The sequence below is a fragment of the Bacillus sp. SH7-1 genome (assembly GCF_008042405.1).
Lineage (GTDB): Bacteria > Bacillota > Bacilli > Bacillales > Bacillaceae_G > Bacillus_A > Bacillus_A thuringiensis_N.
On record NZ_QNUD01000055.1, the window covers coordinates 26327 to 46110 of the forward strand.

Here is a 19784-nt window from a genome sequence, read left to right on the forward strand (position 1 = left end):
AAAAAATAATCCCCAAATGAATTGGAGATTAAAACATTTGATATCCGCTTTTCCGAAGTTTCTTAATGACAATTCCGGCTAAAGCAGCACCTACTAATCCAGTAGATAGAATAAACACATCTGCTTGTCCTAAATGCGATACACTTGTCCCAAATGAAGAAAATGTTTCTTTTGGCTTTGAAAAGTAATCCCACACACTCGCCTTATTAATAATAAGTATACAAACAATCGGATACACAATAACCATTACCCATGTCGCTCGCAATATCATGTTGAGTAAAAATCCAATTCCAAAAAACAAAATAAAAAATAACATCATTGAAATAAGTAGTACCGGTATACTCACTCTTTCTCCCTCTCCTTCGCATGCGCAGTAAATACGTGATAGGCTGTATAACCAAATTGCTCTCCTGGATTTAATGTTTTGTCCATTTCAAGATGTAATTCTGATTTTCTTTCTAATAAATATTTAATAAGTACAGACGTATTTGGATCGTCCGCAATCGTATCTGGATGTAGAAATGCTACGTCAGACAATTCTTTCTCCTGCACAATAATATTTTCTCCTTCAGGCTCCAATAGAAAAATAATCATATTATCACTAATCTCATTGCGAATCACGCCCGATCGAACACCAATGATTCCCTTTACATGAGCGACAATACCTGTCTCTTCTAACACTTCACGCTTCACAGCTTCATCAACCGTCTCACCTTCATTTACAAAACCAGCCGGCAAAGACCATTTCCCCTTTAATCCACTGTATTTTTTCTTAACGAACAGCCACCTGCCATCTTTTGTAGCTACTAAGCCACCAACAGCTAGCCATACTTTCCCTCGTTTCTCCATGATGTAATACCCTCCTCTACTAGAACGGACAGAATATTCTTTCTTTTTTATATATTATACTATATTTTTTAAATGAAAAAAGCAGAAACAGCTCTTAGCCGTTTCTGCTTTTTCTACTATATATTAAAAGAACTTTAATTTACCTTTTTTAAGAACTAATAAAGGTCCACCTAATAAGAATAGGTAACGGTTATCGATAACTTTCTTCATGAAAGAAGCTTTCCAACCTGTTAACTTTTTGCCCATAACAACGCCCATTGCATCGTCATGACCTAAAGAACATACAGATCCTTTATTATCGAATGCGAATTTCTTCATTTCGCCTTTACCACGAACTAACACAGTTAAGTTGTGTGCAATGTTGTAACCTTGTTGAATTGCAATTTGTGCTGTTGGTGGGTATGGACGGTTAATTTCTTCGTTAATGATTAACGCTGCGTCACCAACCATGAATACATCTTCGTATCCTGGAGCGTGCATGTACTCATCAACTTTTACACGTCCGCGCATTGCTTCAAAGCCAGACTCTTCCACAATACCGTTACCACGAACACCTGCAGCCCAAACTACTGTTTCAGACTTAATTAATTCAGTATCATCGCCATTTGCAACGATAATACCTTCTTCAGTTGCTTCTTTAATTGCTGTACCGATGCGGAATTCTACGCCTTTTTTCTCAAGTTGTTTCACAGCGTATTCTACTAATGCTGGATCGAAACCTGGAAGTGCTGTTGGAGCAGCTTCTACACAGATAATACGTGCTTTTTCACGTGGTACATTGTACTGTTTACAAAGTTCTGGAACACGGTTTGCAAGCTCACCTACGTATTCGATACCAGTAAATCCAGCACCACCAACAACGATTGTTACTAACTCATCGCGTTGTTCAGTTGCATATTTAGCGAAACTAGCTTCCATATGCTCACGAATTTCACGAGTTGCATTAATGTTAGCGATTGAGAATGCGTGCTCTTTTAATCCTGTAATTCCGAATGTTTCTGATTCGAAACCAAGACCGATTACTAAGTAGTCATACTCTAACTCGCCGTCTTTTAAGATAATGCGTTTTTCAGCAGCTTTAATTTCTACTACTGTATCTTGTACAAAGTTCACTTTATTTGTATCGATAACGTCTTGAATATCTAGACAGATTTTTTCATCTTGTAATGTACCAGCTGCGCTCTCATGTAACCAAGTCGCTTGGTAGTGATAGCTGTTGTTGTTTACTAACGTAATTTCAGCTTCATTTACAGATAATGCTTTTTGCAGACGAACAGTCGTAATCATCCCGCCATAACCTGCACCTAAAACTACGATTTTTGGAGTCTTCACCAAATCACAACCCTTTTCTTTATATAATAGTAATGAAAAATAATACCAAGTACTAAAAACTCTATTTGTCAAGAATGTGGAATTTATCACATTCTATATCATAACAAAACGCAGTCAAAAAATCGTACGAATTTTGTCATAGAAATTTAACATAATACTTCCCTATATTAGTCGGTTTTATTCCAGAATTCAAGCGTCTGGAGAATTATCAATATTTTAAAATAACATAGCGTTTTCAAGGGTTTTTCAACCTTTTTTTCATGTATTTTCCTTTCTCCATATTTTATACAATCTAAAAAGCATCTATGCGAAAACTTACACACAATTCAGTCGTTTTCAGAAGTATTATGAACTCAAATATGCTATCATTTATTTGAAAGTGTCATCATTTGCAGGATTTTCGTGTACATATGAACAATATATGAAATCAATATCAAAATTCCATCTATAGGGGGAATGAAAGTGGCAGAAAATCAAAAAGTTTACGACATAACAATTATTGGTGGTGGTCCAACAGGACTGTTCACAGCATTTTATGGCGGTATGAGACAAGCTAGTGTAAAAATCATCGAAAGCTTACCTCAGCTTGGCGGACAATTATCCGCACTCTACCCTGAAAAATACATTTATGATGTAGCTGGATTTCCAAAAGTGCGCGCACAAGAATTAGTTGATAACTTAAAAGAGCAAATGAAGAAATTTGACCCAACCGTTTGTTTAGAAGAAGCTGTTGATACGCTTGAGAAACAAGCTGACGGTATATTTAAACTTGTTACGAATAAGCAAACCCACTATTCTAAATCAGTTATTATTACTGCTGGCAATGGTGCTTTCCAACCACGCCGATTAGAATTAGAAGGGACAGCAAAGTACGAAAAGAAAAACTTACATTATTTCGTTGATGATATGAATAAATTTGCTGGTAAGCGCGTCGTAGTATTTGGCGGCGGCGATTCAGCTGTTGATTGGACAATGATGTTAGAGCCGATCGCTGACAAAGTTACAATCGTTCATCGCCGTGATAAATTCCGTGCGCATGAACATAGCGTAGAAAGCTTAATGAACTCTCGTGCAGAAGTAAGCACACCGTACGTTCCAGTAGAACTCATTGGTGATGACAAAATTGAACAAGTCATTCTTCAGCATGTAAAAACGGAAGAAAAAATTATCATCGATGTTGATGATGTAATCGTAAACTACGGCTTCGTTTCTTCCCTTGGCCCAATTAAAAACTGGGGCTTAGATATACAAAAAAATAGCATTCTCGTGAACTCGAAAATGGAAACAAATATTCCTGGCATTTACGCTGCTGGTGACATTTGTACATATGAAGGAAAAGTAAAACTCATTGCTTGCGGCTTCGGTGAAGCACCAACAGCAGTAAACAATGCAAAAGCTTACTTCGATCCAAATGCAAAACTTCAACCGATGCATAGCTCTAGTATGTTTTAATATAGAAATGAAAAGAACTCCTTTTACGTAAAAGGAGTTCTTTTTTATTGTGCTACCGTCCCCTTCCAAAATATGTTACAATAAACTAGAACAAATGTTCTACATAATAAGGGGGATATTTTAAAATGAAAGAACCTATTATCGTAAAAAAAGAAGCTTTCCAAGCAATCGGCGTTTCGATTACGACGACAAATGAAATAGAGGCATCTACTGAAGGAAAAATTCCCGGGCTTTGGAACCAATACTTTCAAGAACAAATCATGCAGCACATCCCAAATCAACAAACGAAAGAAACATTCGCTTTCTACTCAAATTACGAATCAGATGAAACTGGTACATATCAATTTACAATCGGTATGCCCGTTTCTTCATTAGAAGACGTGCCTGAAAATATGACAACTTTAACAATACCTGCCGCTACATATGCGGTATTTACAACGAGAAAAGGACCAGTTGCTGAAGTCGTTTGCGAAGCTTGGGAATATATTTGGAAATGGTCAAAAGAAAACAAGCGTGCTTTTACAACAGACTTTGAGCTTTATGATGAAAGAGCGTTAGATCCAAACAACGTTCAATTGGATATTTATATTGCATTAGCCTGAACGACAAAAAAGAAGATACCATTTGGTATCTTCTTTTTTGTCGTATCTGCTTCAATGTCATTAAATAGCTACTGTGCACAATGATGATTATTGCACAATGAGAAAGTGCAGTATAGAAATATTAGAAACTGTATAAAGTGATTGTTAACAAGTTTTTTAGTTTAAATTTGTCACATAGAAAGGAAGCAATATGGAGGAACTACAACAAAATAAATCTGCTTTAGAGGGACGCGGAAAACCGTTATTAAAAAATACGAATTTCCTTTTTCTTTGGGCAGCTACTCTTTTTTCAAGTTTTGCTTTAGCCTTTTTTACTTTCTCACAAACGTGGTACATAGCAAAAACATTAAACCTTGAAGCTTCACTCGGTGTTGTTTTCGTAGCTCTTAGTGTTCCAAGGCTTATTTTTATGATTGTCGGCGGCGCTGTAGCTGATAAATTCCCGAAAAAAAATATTATGTTTTACTCTAATATTATTCGTGCTATTCTTGTCGCAACCATTCTCACATGGTTCATCGTAGGTGATGTAACACTATATACATTTGCTTTATTCGCTTTATTCTTTGGACTTGCTGATGCTTTTTTCTGGTCAGCTGACGGATCTATCTTACCTGAACTTGTAGAAAAAAGCCGTTTAACACAAGCAAACTCACTTACACAAATGACAAACCAAGCATCGGTCATCTTAGGCCCTGTACTTGGCGGCATTCTTATCAAATTTACGAACTATGAAACGATCTTTTCGATCACAATTTTATTACTGATCGTCGCAGCCATACTCGTTCAAAAAATACAATTTACATTGCCAGAACAGCAAAATACAGACAAAGGCATGTTCACTTCTATTAAAGAAGGAATTTTATACGTAAAGGAATCACCATTCCTTTCAACTTTCCTTCTTTGTAGCGCCTTTTTAAATTTATTTTTAATTGGTCCGATGCAAGTCGGTTTCCCGCTTTTCGTTAAAAATGTTCTGCACGGTGACTCGCTCCAGTTCAGTTACTTAGAAGCATCTGTAGGAGGCGGAATGGCAATAGGCGCTGTCATTGTCGGTTTGAAAAATATTAATCGTAGACGCGGTCTATTTTGCATTATCATGATGCTACTATCTGGTGTATTCTTCTTATCCATCAACTTTAGCACTGTACTATGGCAAGCATTATTAGCCGGCATGTTTTACGGTATTACAATCGCAATGGCTATCGTTCCGCTTATGGCGATGATTCAATCGACAGTAAAAGAAGAAATGATGGGGCGCGTAATGAGTTTGCTTATGCTATCATCAATGGGCTTTATCCCACTCTCTTATGCATTCACATCAATCGCACTTGCAATGGGAATTCCAATCGTAACCGTTATGAAAAGCGGTGCAATCGCGGTTATTGTCTTCGTACTATTTGTAGCGATTCGTGTTCCAGTTGTAAGAAAGTTCGATTAGCTAATTAGAGTCATGTGTTATACACATGGCTCTTTTTCAAATGGATCAAACAGCGATATCCCCTTACTTCTCCTTAATGCAGCTCCCCACTCTAATCCAACCTCTAAAAATAAATCCCGCACCGTACTATATAAAAGTGCTCCAATGTCTTTACGAATTTCCCCATATTTATCTGCCCTCACAACACTTTTCACGCGCCAAATGAAATTTCCGTTCACTTCTTCATCAGCTAATATTTGCTCTAGTAAAACACCTTGCTCTAGTAGTCCACTCTTTTTATACGCAAGCTCCACCTTACTCCACAATATGTTAATCTTCTTCGGATTACTCGTCATTGGCACCAGTGCATATATAAAAGGCTTTGGTATATCGTGACGACAATACGTTTCATCAAGCTCGTACGTTCCTTTTCTTTTCTCTTTTATTTGTGGAATGTTTTTAGAAAGAATTGTTTCCCCCTCGCATTTTTGCTCCTTTCCGCTACAGCCCGCTGCACGATTCTCATTTTCACATGCGGACATTTTCATACGGTCATCCATGCGGTCAATTGCAGAAGTAAGAAATACATATAAGTTCGCACTATACCCACCGCGCTTATGTCTTTCTTTTGTTGCAACACGCTTTATAATTCCTAGTTCCTCTAACTTTGCAATGGAGCGGCGTACTGTACGAATACTCTTTCCAACATTTGTAGCAATTGTCTCCATTAACGGACAAGCAACTCCCACTGTTTTTTGTTTCTCATTCACCGCATACTTCCCTAAAAAATGAATGATGGTAGTATCCGTTTTATTTAATTGGAATCGATAGCACTTCAAAACTTGTTTTTGATATGTATTAAACTCTTCTTTACTTCGAAATTCACTATATGGTTTCATTAAATTATATAAGCTTCCCATTTTTATCACCTCATTTATAAATAAGAGGCAGGAAGGGAATTTGGCGTGATAATTAATATTTTTTTACTGGAGATGAAAATATGATCGTAATTAGCGCTTGTTTAGGTGGTATCGCTTGTCGGTATGACGGCAATGACAATCTCGTTTCAAAAATAGGAGAGTTACTGCAACAAGAAGATACAGTCCTCATTTGTCCGGAAGTATTAGGAGGATTGCCAACACCTCGTCCCTCAGCTGAGATTATTGGCGGGAATGGCGATGACGTTTTGGATGGAAAAGCAAAAGTGATGACAAAAGACGGTGAAGATGTTACAGAAGCTTTCGTGAGTGGTGCTTATAAAGCGCTAGACCAAATTAAAAATTTACACCCAGAATATATTATTTTGAAAGAACGTAGTCCATCTTGTGGTAGTTCTACAATTTACACTGGAGAATTTAACGGGAATAAACAAACTGGTTACGGGGTAACAACTGCTTTATTCAAAAGACACGGATTTACAGTCATTTCAGAAGAGGATTTTGAAAATATAAAAAGGAATTGACCCTGTTCGTCAATTCCTTTTTTCTTTCTTATTTTGCACCTAATTTTTCTTTCACTTTCGCAGGAAGCTCGTCTTTCTTTACTTCTTCCCAAGCTGTTACACCTTTTTTATCTGAGTGGTATACGCGTAGGAATGCATCTTTACGAAGATTTTTTTGTGCATTAAATTCTAATTCTTTTTCTTTTCCGTCTTTATCAAACCCTTTTAATTTATACTCAAAATTTTTGTATGGCTCTCCGTTATCAGACTTACCATTATACTCTTTTCCGTCTACTGTAATTTGAACGTAATACTCATCTTTACCCATACGATTTAAATCACAACCAACTAACAGACTTGCAAATACAACTAAAATACTAAACAGTGCAATGTATCTTTTCATTTCCTTCACCTCATGTTTTTTTCTTATATTGTTATCTTAAAGCCCAGAGCTTAAAGAAGAAATTCAAAAACATGACATGAACATTACACTTTTGTAAGATAATAATTATTTCTTCACTTTAGAAACCGTCATCCCATCACCAATTGGAATGAGTACAGATTCTAAATTCGGATGAGCTGCTACTTCATTATAAAAGCCTTAGAGGAAATGAATTAATCATCTCCCTTAAGGCTTTTTATCCTCTATCTCTTTACTGCCAATTTTTTATGTATCTATTACCGCCAATAACTTCTTTCACGCCAGTTTCGCCACTTATCACGGATTTTATCACGTAATTTCCTTATACCGTTTATTACACCTTCTATTATGCATTCTATTATAATATCTATCACGAGGTATCTTATAAATCTAAAAATAGGACCTATAACGTACTTCACTACAAATTCAAAAATATCCTCTAGCATATATCCCCTCTTTCTACCTTTCAATTATAACTGGAAAAAAGAGAACTTAAAGCTGCTTCGGCACCTATTTTTTGTACCAACTGGTAGTTTCATTTCCAATATGTGAAAAGGGATTTCTAAATGATGAAGTGAATATATATATTGTTTTCTAACTTTTGAGCGAAAGTTTTTTACATACGTTTCATTCTTTCCTAATTTAAAGGTTTCGAGAGGAGAAATAATATGAATCCCATTTTATTAGATGTTCCGTTACAAATAGAAACAGATAGACTCATTCTTCGAGCACCACTTCAAGCAGGTGAAGGGAATGTAGTACATGAAGCTATTAACGATTCAATTCGTGAATTAAAGCAATGGTTGTCTTTATTCCAGTCAATTCCTACTGTTGAAGAAACGGAAATTCTCCTGAGAAATGCGCATATAGATTTTTTGAAAAGAGAAAGCTTTCGCTATCTTATCTACCATAAGGAGACAAATAATTTTATTGGAACCGCTAGCCTTCACGGAATTGATTGGAAGGTTTCTAAATGTGAAATTGGATACTGGATTAACACGCAATTTAGTGGCAATGGATATATGACAGAAGTAGTAAATACGTTAATAAACCTTGGGTTTCAGTTATTCAAATTTAGAAGGATTGAAATACGATGTGAACGTAATAACACGAAAAGTCGTGCGATTCCTAAAAAATTAGGTTTTGAGCTTGAAGGGATATTACGTAATGAAGATCTTTCAGCTGACGGCAAACAACTAACTGATACTTGCATCTATGCAAAGATAAAGTAAAACTTTAATCAGCCCTTACCAATTGGACTTTTATGGCAAAAGAAAAGACCTCCCTAACGATTTTATTCCATCGCTAAAAAGGTCTTTTTCTATTTCGGCTAAAACCTTAGCACTCTTCTGGCTTACCAGCATTTGATGCTGTACGGAAAGATGATCCACATCCGCATGATGCGATTGCGTTTGGATTGTCGATTGTGAATCCGCCGCCAAGCATAGATTGTTTATAATCAATTTTTACTCCTTTAACAATTGGAGCACTTTCTGTATCGATAACAAATTCAACACCGAAAAATTCAAGAACTGTGTCGTCTTCTTTTGGTTCTACTTCAAATCCTAAGCCGTAAGAAAGGCCACTACATCCGCCGCCGTGTACAGCAAGGCGCACGTACTTCTCTCCATCTTCAGCATCTTTTAACATATCTTTAATTTGAAAAGCTGCTTGTTCTGTAACTTCAATCATGAAATACACCATCCTTTCTGTTCTCATTCTATTATACATCTTTACGCTTCTATCTTGTACTCATACACTCCGCGGCAAATTACTTCTGCTGGTCCTTTCATTAACACGTTGCCTTCTTCTGTCCATGCAATCATTAAATCGCCGCCAGCTAAATGAACTGTAATTTCCTTACCACGTTCCATCTTTCCATTTAAAATAGAGGCTACAACCGCAGCACACGCCCCTGTTCCGCAAGCCTGTGTTACGCCAGATCCACGTTCCCAAACGCGGAAGTTCATCTCTTCTTCATTCAAAATCTCGATGAATTCAACATTTACTCGTTCTGGGAACATTTCATGTGTCTCAAGAACTGGTCCAAGTGTTGTAAGAGGTGCTTGTTCTACATCATCAACAAAAATAACTGCATGTGGATTCCCCATTGAAACAGCTGTAAATGCATAACGATGATTATTGTATAAGAAGTTTTCACGAATAAATGGCGTTTCACCTTCACCAAGCATCGGTATTTCTGCACGTGTTAAACGCGGCGCTCCCATATCGATTTTCGCTAACGTAACTTTCCCTTCTTCTACCGTTACTTCCGCCGTTACAATGCCAGCTAACGTTTCAATTGTGAAAACTGTATCTTCTACTAGTTTATGCTCATACGCATATTTCGCTACGCAGCGTAAACCGTTACCACAGCTCTTTCCTTCTGAACCATCATTATTAAACATGCGCATTTTCACCGGTGCTACGTCAGATGGGCAAATTAAAATCATTCCATCTGCTCCAATACCAGTATTAATATTTGAAACCTTTTCCGCCACAAGAGCTAAATCTTCTTCAGGAATTTGTTCTTCAAACATATTTACATATATATAACTATTGCCAAGACCATGCATTTTTGTAAAAGAAAATTGGCTCATTTGTATTCACTCCAAAAATAATTTGTTATTTTAAGTATAAAATGCATGCTTTTAGAACACAATATGAATGTCCCCCGTTTCTCATATTTGACAACATTTGGCGATGAGCCATTCTTGCACAAATTGTGTAAGAAAAAAGCCCTTCTAAAAGGGCCTTTTTTTATTTATATACAATTTTATCTAATGGAAAAAGAAAAAGGTGCTGCTGATTGCAACACCTTAAAACATTGGATTTTCATCCAAATACTCATATACATTATTGACAAGTTCTTCTACTGTAGCACCTTGTACGACTTCACCATTTACAAGAGCAAATGGTCCTTCAAAACAAATACCACAATATCCTAAACAGCCATACTCCATTACATCTAAATTCGGATCTTTTTCTAATTTCTCTAAAGCTGCTTGTGAGCCACTCGCAAGGTTACCTACACAAAATTCAATTAATGGTTTAATCAAAATTCTCCCCCCTGTACTACAAAACAAATTACTTTCTGGCTTTATCTATTAAGAAGAAAACGAAGTTTTCTCTTGTTGTTTTCGTTATACATTCTAAACTATTTAGTTACTTCACTATTTCACTTCAAAGTAGATGGCTCTATTCTATATAACATGCTATTCATAATGAAATAGTAACTAAAAAATGAAAACAGTTTACTTTACTTTTCTTCTTATTGTACAACAGAGTATTCATTCATGCATTGTTATTTGTTCACAAATTCGATATAATTTGATTGAGTAAAGTCGAAATATTTTATTAATATAAAATTGTGTGATTAGGGGATATTTCAACAGAAAAGGGGTAATCCATCATGAAACACCTCGTAATACTAGGTGGCGGCTACGGTGGAATGAGAATTCTGCAACGGCTACTTCCAAGCAACCAACTTCCGGATGATGTACAAGTGACATTAATCGACAAAGTACCATACCATTGTTTCAAAACTGAATATTATGCATTAGTAGCGGGTACAATTTCAGAAACGCATATTCGCATACCGTTTCCTGAGCACCCACGCCTTAATATTCAATACGGCACAATAACAAATATTGATCTCGAAGAAAAAGCTGTTCATCTTGATGGCGGCGAAGCAATCCAATATGATGATTTAATTATCGGACTTGGCTGTGAAGATAAATATCATAACGTTCCTGGAGCAAAGGAATATACACACAGTCTACAATCGATTGAACAAACACGTAAGACATATGAACAATTAAATAGCCTAGAACCGAATGCAACAGTTGCTGTTGTTGGTGCTGGCTTAAGTGGCGTTGAAGTAGCAAGTGAACTTCGCGAAAGCCGTTCTGATTTAAAAATCTATTTATTTGATCGAAAAGATAGAATTTTATTCCCATATCCAGAGAAATTAAGTAGATATGTAGAAGAATGGTTTGTAAAGCATAAAGTTAACATTATACGAAACTCTAACATTACAAAAGTAGAACCAAATATTGTGTACAACCACGATGAACCACTTGAATGTGATGCAATCGTCTGGACGGCTGGTATTCAAGCAAATGAAGTTGTTCGAAACCTTCCAGTTGAACAAGATGGTAGCGGACGGGTTGTTTTAACAAAATATCACAATATTCCAAATAACGAGCACGTTTACGTTGTAGGAGATTGTGCAGCACTTCCACATGCACCATCTGCTCAGCTTGCTGAAGGTCAAGGAGAACAAATTGTCCAAATATTATTAAAACGTTGGAATAATGAATCACTTCCTGATGAACTACCTGTAATTAAATTAAAAGGTGTTCTCGGCTCTCTTGGTAAGAAGCACGGCTTTGGTTTACTAGCAAATCAGCCATTAATGGGGCGTGTACCGAGATTATTGAAATCTGGTCTTCTTTGGATGTACAAATATCATAAAGGTTAATATTTTAAAGGCTGTCTACATAGTAGACAGCCTCTTTGTATTCATAAAAAATAATTATCAGACATATTTTTCTCAACATGAATCATGTTTTATTTTTCATTTTCATATTAAAAACTACGGATGAAAAGTGTATGCTATTTATAAGTTGTTTTATTATTTCCTTTAAGACCGAATTCATTCGGTCTTATTTTTTATGTAATACATACTTTTTTAGGAGGCATTACAATTCACTTATGAATGTAACGAAACTAAACGATCGAATAGAAATGAAGAAGAAAGAATTGATCTATCTTGTTGAAAAGTACGGATTCACTCATGATAAAGTAATTTCTTTCAGCCAAGAATTGGATCGCTTACTTAACTTGTTACTAGAGATTAAAACAAAAAAGAAACGGTGCTCTTTATAACCTTATTTTTCTATTTCTCTCTCTTTTTTGATACGATATAACTAGAATCAGAAAGGAGCAATTTATGTTTATATTAAAAGACATTACATATAAAGATATACTAAGTATTCCTTATTTACAGATTCAAAAAGAAAAAATCACATGTATTATCGGTGAAAGCGGGAGCGGAAAAAGTACATTGCTCCGCATGCTAAATGATTTACAATCTCCAACATCCGGTACAATTGAATATAATGGAAAACTAATTTCTGATTATCCCCCTATTCAATTACGACGTGACGTAGTCATGCTTGGGCAAACTCCACCTATTTTTGATGGCACGATTAAAGACAATCTATTAATGGGACTTCGTCTTTCTGAAAAACCATTTCCAAATGATGATGCCCTGCGAAGCGCATTAACGACTGTTAGCTTAGAAAAAAATTTAGAAGACAACGCTAATTCATTATCGGGCGGGGAAAAACAACGACTTTCTTTTGCACGTATTGTACTTATGGATCCACCTGTCTATTTATTAGATGAACCAACTTCAGCGTTAGATAGCGATACAGAAAGACGCGTTATGAAGCAATTTACTACGCTGGCAAGAGAAAAGAAAAAAACAGTTATCTTCATCACACACTCACAACAACTTCCAGAAGAAATTGCGGACGATATTATTGAGATTAATAAAGCAAACGGTGCAACTAGAAAGGAAGTGCTCTCAGTTGAAGGGCGTTATTGAACTCCAAATTTGGCAACTTGCCGCTGCATATATTTTCATTCTTATTTTAATCGGGCTCGTGAAATTAAAAGGGATACCTCGCGAAAAACAAATTGCGCTCGCAACGTTCCGTATGACAATTCAGCTCGTACTCGTTGCTTACGTCCTAACATACGTATTTGAAAATAGTAACCCATTTTATACAATTGCTCTCATTACTTCTATTACTACCTTTGCAATTTTTAATATTTATAAACGAGTTAACATCCCAATGTCTAAAGAATTAAAACGAGTAGCCGCCCTTTCTATGGTTGCCGGATCAATTGGGCCACTTCTACTATTTATTTTTGTTATTATTGGGCACGACCCATGGTATGCGCCGCAATATATCGTTCCGATTACAGGCATGTTAGTTGGTAATGCCATGACAGGTGTTTCTCTTGGTGCCAATACGTTCTTAAACAATATGAAATCGCAAAGAGGTCAAATTGAAGGGGCACTTATGCTAGGCGCAACACCGAAAGAAGCAACTGCTCCACTCATACGCGACGCTTTTGACTCTGCCATTTTACCAACGATCAATTCTATGGTCGGAATGGGGATTATAAGCTTACCGGGCATGATGACCGGGCAAATCTTAGCTGGTGTATCACCATTTACAGCCATTCAATATCAAATTGCTATCATACTTGGTATTTCAGGAAGTACCGCTTTTGCTGTCATTATCTTTTTACAGCTTGGTTATAAAACATTCTTTAATAAACGGTGTCAGTTGAAAGAGGTTGACTATACTGCGCAGTAAATCATACTTCTTGCTCGGTAAATGATGCGCCGTTCGCAGTAAATGAAATTATATCAACGATTTTTCCAATATATCGACTTACCGACAAAAAAATGACAATAAAAAAGAGGAGGCTACTCGCCCCCTCTTTTTACTTACGCCTTCTTAACGAATTGTGATTTTAACTTCATAGCTCCGAAACCGTCGATTTTGCAATCAATATCGTGATCGCCTTCAACTAGACGGATACTCTTTACTTTCGTACCGATTTTCACAACTGAAGACGTTCCTTTTACCTTTAAATCTTTAATAACAGTAACAGCATCGCCATCTTGAAGAACGTTTCCGTTCGCATCTTTTACAACTTTTGCACCATCATTATTTTCAGCTTCTGCTTCTTGGCCCCACTCATGAGCACATTCTGGACATACGAAAAGAACGCCATCCTCATACGTATATTCTGAATTACATTTTGGACAATTTGGTAAAGTAGCCATAAATTCATTTCCTCCGTTCATTATTTATACGTAAAAATCAAATTTGATGTTTACATCTCGATAAATAAAATTTGTATAGCATTTCTTTATAGTGCCATAGTCTCACGTTATTGACAAGCCTACCTCAAATTCTCATTTTTTATTGTATTTTACAAAATTTCAATTTGTATGGTGTTTCCAAGTAAAAAAGAAGAACCTTCACAAGATTCTCCTTTTCAAAATGAACAAGTTCTAACTAGAATACCCAACCATTTTCCTCAACGTAAAATTGAAACTCTTCTAGCTCATCTTCACTTAACTTCTTATTATTCTCATATACTTCTTGCCATTCAAAATAGTCTTCACTAAAATAAACAGCAAATTTAATTTTCACGTTTTTCTTCTCCATATAATCATAACCAGTAAACTCTACTACGTCATAATCTTTTTCTTTCTTCACAAGCTTCCATGTTGGATTATCCGTCATAATCTCTAAAGTAATACCTTCACCACTTGAACGAACAACATTTTTGATATTCGGCTCAGTTGGCAACAGGGAAAGTCCAAACATAGCTCCACCAAATACAATTCCAACTATAACCTGGAAACCAACCATACCAGCAAAACTAGCGCTGCCCTTTGATTGTAAATAATATGCCTTCTCATGATCTGGCATATCTTCTCCCTTATGTAATACACGAACAGCGTGCTTATAATATAAACGATTTCCTTGCATCCAGTAAATATCATCGTTCCTAACTGAAGAACTAAACTACATGTTAAATAAATTCCATCTGGAATATCTATAAAAGGAGTTACAACGATACTAGGTACCGCCAATAACGTAAGTATAATAAACAACTTATACATTTTACGATAAGCTAACCAAAACGTTGGGAAGAAAAGGCCACCCAATTCCACGTATTCCCTTGCGCTGGATTTTCTACTTTGCCCCACTTAAAGTCATAATAAGCTGTATTCTTTTGAACAACTTTATGCAACTCTTGCGGAGAAATTGTTTCTTGTAAAACAGTGCCCTTCACGCACATCATCCTTTTCTTCTTTCTACATACATGTATTTTATAGAAAGAAAAAGAAGGAATCTAATAAAAAGTACATATATTTCATAAAAATGAACGGAAATCGAATATATTCTGACAATTATCCGTTTCTTATTCTATTTTACTTTTTAATATATTAAAATACTTATGAATGATAGGTTTAATACACTAAGTTAAGCATTTTGCATATTTGATAATAAAAATGTTTCACATGAAACTATTTATATTTTGTATTACCTTGCCTCTACACAATGCGTGTAAAGCCCTTTCTACTTACTACAAAATAGGAAAGACGCCCTTTTCAAAAAGGTGTCTTTTTACAGTTGAAAATTCAATAATAAATAGAATGAATTGTTTAATACATGAATCCCAATTGGAACGAGTAAATTATTTGTTTTCTTATATGTATAGGCTAAACATACACCTATACCAAAAATATATAAAATACTACCTACTGTAAGGGGGTGACCTAAAGTAAATATAAAAGCACTTATCACAATACTAGTAAGTGTAGAAAAGCGCTGAGATAATTTTGTGAAAAATATTCCCCGAAATAAAAGCTCCTCCCAAATCGGTACGAAAATAGTGAGTACAGCTACATATAAAATGATTTCACTGTAGTAGGCTCTATTACTAGATTAGGTTCATCCACACCAAGTCCATGTGGTAAAACTACATTTAATACCGCAAGATATATAAGCAGTACGACCATCGCCATTACTATCGTTACATAATGTTTAACATTATTGAACTGTATTGATTTTACTAACTGTAAACAGTAATTTCTTGCTGGTGAATATATTAAAATAATAGTTAGAAATGTTAAAGGCGGAATAAGGCGGTCTACATACCATGGATATAATGAGGAGTCATATAAAAAGTTCAAAAAACCAATTCCATACATGACCCCAAAAATAATTACTATCATACTGATTACTTCGACCATACTCATTTGTACATTCTTTTCTTTATATGTAACTAATTCCGTGTCCATCATATCCCTCCAGTATAATTAAGCCTTCTTAACCATTATATCCCAAATTAAATATAAAAAAGGACAATACAAACAATTGTATTGTCCTTTTTCTTCCCTACCATTTCTCTCTACATGCCTCAATTAAGTGCATCAAATACCTCTTCGTCATATCTGCCCTTCTCCACCTTGAGAGCATTCGCTTTTCTTTTGGATTCTGCCGTATTCTCGCTACTTCTTTTAATAAAAGCTCCCACTCTTCCGCTGAATGTTCTAACAAGTATTGCAATCCTCTATCTTTTGAAACGATTGTTTTATGATCTAGTGTATATAAAATACGCCCCATCGTAACGACCGCTGATTCTACCCATTCTTCTATAAAGAATAAATATGGCCGCTTCGCCTTCCCACTCCAGTACTGTTCTACGTTGTATTTCATCGTATTTACTACATCATCCCACCTTATTTGGAACGAAAGGTCTTCTGCTGCTTTCCCGATCACTGTAATACCTTGATTTTTCAATGTCCACCATGTGACTGCATTAATATCCCAATGTCCTATATTCGCCTTACCATCTGCACAATACACGTACTCATTCATTTCATTATTGTATTTTCCTAAATCAGCAAGCGGAATATACATACCATCCATTCTTTTACCTAACGTACTACCACTAAGTTTCTTATGAAGTTCTACCAGTTGCTGTTTTTCAGCTTCATTCACGGGATCACTTATTACCGTGACAAAATCAACATCACTCGTTTCTGCATGAAATGCACCAAGTGCGATGGATCCGTAAATATATACGCCAACTATTTTTTCATCTAAAAAAATTTCTTTTAACCCTACTATGTACTGCTCCATCAACTGCTCTACTTCTTTCGGTAACGCATACTTTACTACATTCTCCACATCTATCCCTCCAATAAAAAAAGTCTTTGCAAATTCGCAAAGACTTCCTGCTTTATAAATATTTCTCGATTTCTTCGTAAACATCCTTCAAACGAGGATTTCCTTCTCCAACAATTTCTCCATTTACAAGAACGACTGGATAAAATAAATCTTCTTCCACTACTCGCTCTGCGAATGCTTTCTTATCTTCATCTTCTTGTTCTTCTTGAAAATCAATATACTCGAAATTAAATTTATTTTCTTGCCCTTCATATTTACGACCAATCGCCGCTTGTAACCACTCAAACGTTTCTGTTGAAGATGGCATTCCAACGCAGCTCGCACAAATTACTTTCGTCCCATATACTTGCACATTAACCATTTCTTCTCCCCCACTTCTTGTTTCAACAGTATATTCAGATGTCTTATTACATAAGCACATCATTTTACAAACTTATTCCATACCCCTATACTGAAAAAACACGTTGTAAACATGATAAAAAATTTCGACAATAAAACAAGAACAGAAAAAATAGATTTTCCCCTCTATCTTGATTATAATAAAACTGATGAAAGGAGTCGATAAAAATGGAAAACCCACATATGCAAGAACAAGTACTAGAAGTATTAGATAAATTACGTCCATTCTTACTTCGCGATGGCGGAGACGTTGAATTAGTAGACATTGAAGAAGGTATCGTAAAATTACGCCTTATGGGTGCATGCGGAAGCTGCCCAAGTTCTACAATCACACTAAAAGCTGGTATCGAGCGCGCATTACTTGAAGAAGTACCAGGCGTTATCGAAGTAGAACAAGTATTTTAATCTAAAAGCAGAAGCGGCTCGTTCAAAATGTGAGGGGGATGGAGCTTCTGACATAGAGGCGCTTTTTGCCTCGGCGGAAGAAGCGAAGCCACCGAACATTTTAGCCGCTGGAGCTAGATACTAATCTAAAAGCGGAAGCGGCTCGTTCAGAATCGCCTTCTAGAAAGAGACCCCCATGGGTCTCTTTTTTTATTCAAATATCACTCATGCGTTAACATCATAAAACAAAATTGGAAATCCTTCTCAAAAAATGCGATAATTGATACTATATAGTGAATCGTTCACACATATAAAGTAAAAAACATAGGGGGACGACACATGCCAAAAATGGGGAACACTTTTTTAACAATTCAAGAACTAGAAAAGAAAAAAGAGTATTTATTAGACCTTTCATCCGTTATACCAACATGGAATGCGAGCTATCAATTTTTATTTAAAGAAATCCAGCAAGAATTATTGAGTAAAGTAAATGAAAAACTCGAAAAGCATCAATTCGTTTTAAATATATGTGCAGATCAACAGGTAGGGGCATAATGTATTACATACTATTGTGGTATATAAAAAAGAGACCTCACCCGGTCTCTTTTTTATACCTTTAAGATAACCAATCTAATTTTCTAATCCCGAGCTTATCAACGGGTAAACGAAGTGAGCCATAAAAATGCTTCATAAATTGCTCAGAGCGGTTCACATCGTGTAAAATGGCTTCTAAGCGATCTCTATATATGCTTTTTTGTTCTTCGTTTCCAGTTTGGTAATAGCGTTCTACTGTTTCAAAATAGTGAAGCGGGAACAAGAGTCTTGCAAATAATAGGCGCCAACCAAATGAGGATAGTGAATAATTTCGTTCGTAATCTGTAACAAATTGAACGATTGTTTTCTCCCAGTCTTTCTTTTTTTCTATCATCATATAGCGAATCAATTCTGCCATATCTCGAGTTGGGTGATCATACACCCAGTCAAAAGGAAGTTTGAGACGCTTCGTTTGATGCCATAATAAAGGTGTGAATCGTTCTTGGCAAATTGTTGCTGCATCAGATAATTGCGGCGTATCATCCATTTCTGTATCAACAACATATTGAATTGCATTTTCTGCAACTCCTAAGTAATACGGGAAGGATTCAATAAACAATTGATCGAATACGTCTGTAGGGTGGTTCATCACTTGTGATTGCCAAAACTTTTCTAATTGATCGAGCCTTTTTTCCCATAACGCTTTCCATTCACCAATGCGGCTTAATTGCTCAATTTCTTCTGGAAAGAATGCACCTCGTTTATGGAATATAGAAAGCTCACTTCCTAATGACGTAGCATGTCGTTCTAACGCACGCATACCTTTTAATAAACAGTAATTTTGTTCTTCTATCTCACTTACATAGTAGCCGTGTATAGTCGGAACGAAAGTCGCTACAGTTAAATCCCCTTGCTGGTTCATATAGTCACTGAGCTTTTTCATCTCTACAAGTACTTCTTCCTCCATTTCTCCAATTGGAACAAGTACATAAATTTTGTTGCGAATCCAAAAGCTTTTATAGGGGCCAAGGGGGATTAATTCTTTAACATGCATGTGATAATGCTCATAAATATGATGAATCATCGCAGTCGCCACCTATGGTTTTTCTTTATATATATGAGCTTGTGCTCGCCTTTCATTCCTATGCACATGATA

General features: G+C 36.0%; 24 protein-coding genes and 3 pseudogenes. 11 read left to right on the forward strand and 16 right to left on the reverse strand.

Annotated elements, in window-relative coordinates; all coding sequences use genetic code 11:
- Positions 1-28: 28 nt before the first annotated feature.
- The 3 genes from DN390_RS29090 to DN390_RS29100 form a co-directional block, all read right to left on the reverse strand.
- Positions 29-346 carry a YuiB family protein gene (locus DN390_RS29090; protein ID WP_000027007.1) on the reverse strand — a complete coding sequence of 106 codons (318 nt, stop codon included), beginning with the start codon at positions 344-346 and terminating at the stop codon, positions 29-31.
- Complete coding sequence (locus tag DN390_RS29095) at positions 343-849, reverse strand: NUDIX hydrolase (RefSeq protein ID WP_097950984.1); 507 nt, start codon at positions 847-849, stop codon at positions 343-345. The genes DN390_RS29090 and DN390_RS29095 overlap by 4 nt, the downstream gene beginning before the upstream one ends.
- Before the next feature lie 123 nt (positions 850-972).
- The gene (locus DN390_RS29100) at positions 973-2181 is read right to left on the reverse strand and encodes an NAD(P)/FAD-dependent oxidoreductase (protein ID WP_141439227.1); all 1209 of its coding nucleotides are present in this window, start codon (positions 2179-2181) and stop codon (positions 973-975) included.
- Positions 2182-2643: 462 nt separating this feature from the next.
- Here DN390_RS29100 and DN390_RS29105 point away from each other — a divergent pair, with 462 nt between their 5' ends.
- The 3 genes from DN390_RS29105 (at position 2644) to DN390_RS29115 (ending at position 5673) form a co-directional block, all read left to right on the forward strand.
- Positions 2644-3633, forward strand: a complete 990-nt coding sequence (locus DN390_RS29105) for an NAD(P)/FAD-dependent oxidoreductase (protein WP_071724993.1) — start codon at positions 2644-2646, stop codon at positions 3631-3633.
- Between the two features lie 125 nt (positions 3634-3758).
- Positions 3759-4235, forward strand: coding sequence for a GyrI-like domain-containing protein (locus tag DN390_RS29110; RefSeq protein ID WP_147809200.1), 477 nt, complete (start codon positions 3759-3761; stop codon positions 4233-4235).
- Positions 4236-4425: 190 nt separating this feature from the next.
- Positions 4426-5673, forward strand: coding sequence for an MFS transporter (locus tag DN390_RS29115; RefSeq protein WP_147809201.1), 1248 nt, complete (start codon positions 4426-4428; stop codon positions 5671-5673).
- Positions 5674-5690: 17 nt separating this feature from the next.
- Here DN390_RS29115 and DN390_RS29120 read toward each other — a convergent pair whose 3' ends face one another.
- Entirely contained in the window at positions 5691-6572 is an 882-nt protein-coding gene (locus DN390_RS29120; protein ID WP_147809202.1) for a helix-turn-helix domain-containing protein, read from the reverse strand.
- An 80-nt stretch (positions 6573-6652) separates the two neighbouring features.
- On the opposite strand from DN390_RS29120, the gene DN390_RS29125 reads away from it, so the two are divergent.
- Positions 6653-7114: a 2-thiouracil desulfurase family protein gene (locus DN390_RS29125; RefSeq protein WP_147809203.1), complete on the forward strand. Its 462-nt coding sequence runs from the start codon at positions 6653-6655 to the stop codon at positions 7112-7114.
- Between the two features lie 28 nt (positions 7115-7142).
- Here the strand turns inward: DN390_RS29125 and DN390_RS29130 are convergent, their stop codons facing one another.
- The 3 genes and pseudogenes from DN390_RS29130 to DN390_RS31475 all read right to left on the reverse strand — a co-directional run bounded on the left by DN390_RS29130 (position 7143) and on the right by DN390_RS31475 (position 7960).
- On the reverse strand, positions 7143-7496 hold the full coding sequence (locus tag DN390_RS29130; protein WP_147809204.1) for a YxeA family protein: 354 nt from the start codon (positions 7494-7496) through the stop codon (positions 7143-7145).
- Between the two features lie 105 nt (positions 7497-7601).
- Positions 7602-7688, reverse strand: a pseudogene (locus DN390_RS29135) (O-methyltransferase); the annotation flags it as partial.
- An 83-nt stretch (positions 7689-7771) separates the two neighbouring features.
- The gene (locus DN390_RS31475; RefSeq protein WP_147809205.1) at positions 7772-7960 is read right to left on the reverse strand and encodes a hypothetical protein; all 189 of its coding nucleotides are present in this window, start codon (positions 7958-7960) and stop codon (positions 7772-7774) included.
- A gap of 222 nt (positions 7961-8182) precedes the next feature.
- Between DN390_RS31475 and DN390_RS29145 the strand changes: the two genes are divergently transcribed.
- Positions 8183-8746 carry a GNAT family N-acetyltransferase gene (locus tag DN390_RS29145; RefSeq protein WP_147809206.1) on the forward strand — a complete coding sequence of 188 codons (564 nt, stop codon included), beginning with the start codon at positions 8183-8185 and terminating at the stop codon, positions 8744-8746.
- A 106-nt stretch (positions 8747-8852) separates the two neighbouring features.
- On the opposite strand, the gene DN390_RS29150 is transcribed toward DN390_RS29145, so the two are convergent.
- From DN390_RS29150 to DN390_RS29160, 3 genes are all read right to left on the reverse strand, one after another.
- Complete coding sequence (locus tag DN390_RS29150; RefSeq protein WP_000573825.1) at positions 8853-9206, reverse strand: HesB/IscA family protein; 354 nt, start codon at positions 9204-9206, stop codon at positions 8853-8855.
- A gap of 41 nt (positions 9207-9247) precedes the next feature.
- Positions 9248-10114: a diaminopimelate epimerase gene (gene dapF / locus DN390_RS29155; protein WP_000077386.1), complete on the reverse strand. Its 867-nt coding sequence runs from the start codon at positions 10112-10114 to the stop codon at positions 9248-9250.
- Between the two features lie 219 nt (positions 10115-10333).
- Positions 10334-10573, reverse strand: a complete 240-nt coding sequence (locus tag DN390_RS29160; RefSeq protein WP_000595026.1) for a YuzB family protein — start codon at positions 10571-10573, stop codon at positions 10334-10336.
- A gap of 353 nt (positions 10574-10926) precedes the next feature.
- Between DN390_RS29160 and DN390_RS29165 the strand changes: the two genes are divergently transcribed.
- The 4 genes from DN390_RS29165 to DN390_RS29180 all read left to right on the forward strand — a co-directional run bounded on the left by DN390_RS29165 (position 10927) and on the right by DN390_RS29180 (position 13909).
- The gene (locus tag DN390_RS29165; protein WP_060632743.1) at positions 10927-11997 is read left to right on the forward strand and encodes an NAD(P)/FAD-dependent oxidoreductase; all 1071 of its coding nucleotides are present in this window, start codon (positions 10927-10929) and stop codon (positions 11995-11997) included.
- 233 nt (positions 11998-12230) lie between these two features.
- On the forward strand, positions 12231-12404 hold the full coding sequence (locus DN390_RS29170; protein ID WP_060632744.1) for an aspartyl-phosphate phosphatase Spo0E family protein: 174 nt from the start codon (positions 12231-12233) through the stop codon (positions 12402-12404).
- Positions 12405-12468: 64 nt separating this feature from the next.
- Positions 12469-13128, forward strand: coding sequence for an ABC transporter ATP-binding protein (locus DN390_RS29175; RefSeq protein ID WP_147809207.1), 660 nt, complete (start codon positions 12469-12471; stop codon positions 13126-13128).
- A complete protein-coding gene (locus DN390_RS29180) occupies positions 13112-13909 on the forward strand; it encodes an ABC transporter permease (RefSeq protein WP_147809208.1) in 798 nt (265 codons plus the stop codon). The genes DN390_RS29175 and DN390_RS29180 overlap by 17 nt, the downstream gene beginning before the upstream one ends.
- 134 nt (positions 13910-14043) lie before the next feature.
- On the opposite strand, the gene phnA is transcribed toward DN390_RS29180, so the two are convergent.
- The 5 genes and pseudogenes from phnA to DN390_RS29205 form a co-directional block, all read right to left on the reverse strand.
- The gene (gene phnA / locus DN390_RS29185; RefSeq protein WP_002174031.1) at positions 14044-14385 is read right to left on the reverse strand and encodes an alkylphosphonate utilization operon protein PhnA; all 342 of its coding nucleotides are present in this window, start codon (positions 14383-14385) and stop codon (positions 14044-14046) included.
- A gap of 235 nt (positions 14386-14620) precedes the next feature.
- A pseudogene (locus tag DN390_RS29190) lies at positions 14621-15413 on the reverse strand (DUF2628 domain-containing protein).
- A gap of 329 nt (positions 15414-15742) precedes the next feature.
- Positions 15743-16419: pseudogene (locus tag DN390_RS29195) on the reverse strand (lysostaphin resistance A-like protein).
- 97 nt (positions 16420-16516) lie between these two features.
- Positions 16517-17311 carry a nucleotidyltransferase domain-containing protein gene (locus tag DN390_RS29200; protein WP_147809209.1) on the reverse strand — a complete coding sequence of 265 codons (795 nt, stop codon included), beginning with the start codon at positions 17309-17311 and terminating at the stop codon, positions 16517-16519.
- 52 nt (positions 17312-17363) lie between these two features.
- Entirely contained in the window at positions 17364-17672 is a 309-nt protein-coding gene (locus tag DN390_RS29205) for a YuzD family protein (RefSeq protein ID WP_000248590.1), read from the reverse strand.
- A gap of 206 nt (positions 17673-17878) precedes the next feature.
- On the opposite strand from DN390_RS29205, the gene DN390_RS29210 reads away from it, so the two are divergent.
- Positions 17879-18115 carry a NifU family protein gene (locus DN390_RS29210; RefSeq protein ID WP_000431159.1) on the forward strand — a complete coding sequence of 79 codons (237 nt, stop codon included), beginning with the start codon at positions 17879-17881 and terminating at the stop codon, positions 18113-18115.
- Between the two features lie 318 nt (positions 18116-18433).
- A complete protein-coding gene (locus tag DN390_RS29215; RefSeq protein WP_016136920.1) occupies positions 18434-18649 on the forward strand; it encodes a hypothetical protein in 216 nt (71 codons plus the stop codon).
- Positions 18650-18710: 61 nt separating this feature from the next.
- Here DN390_RS29215 and yutH read toward each other — a convergent pair whose 3' ends face one another.
- Positions 18711-19712: a spore coat putative kinase YutH gene (gene yutH / locus DN390_RS29220; RefSeq protein WP_147809210.1), complete on the reverse strand. Its 1002-nt coding sequence runs from the start codon at positions 19710-19712 to the stop codon at positions 18711-18713.
- Positions 19713-19784 lie beyond the last annotated feature (72 nt).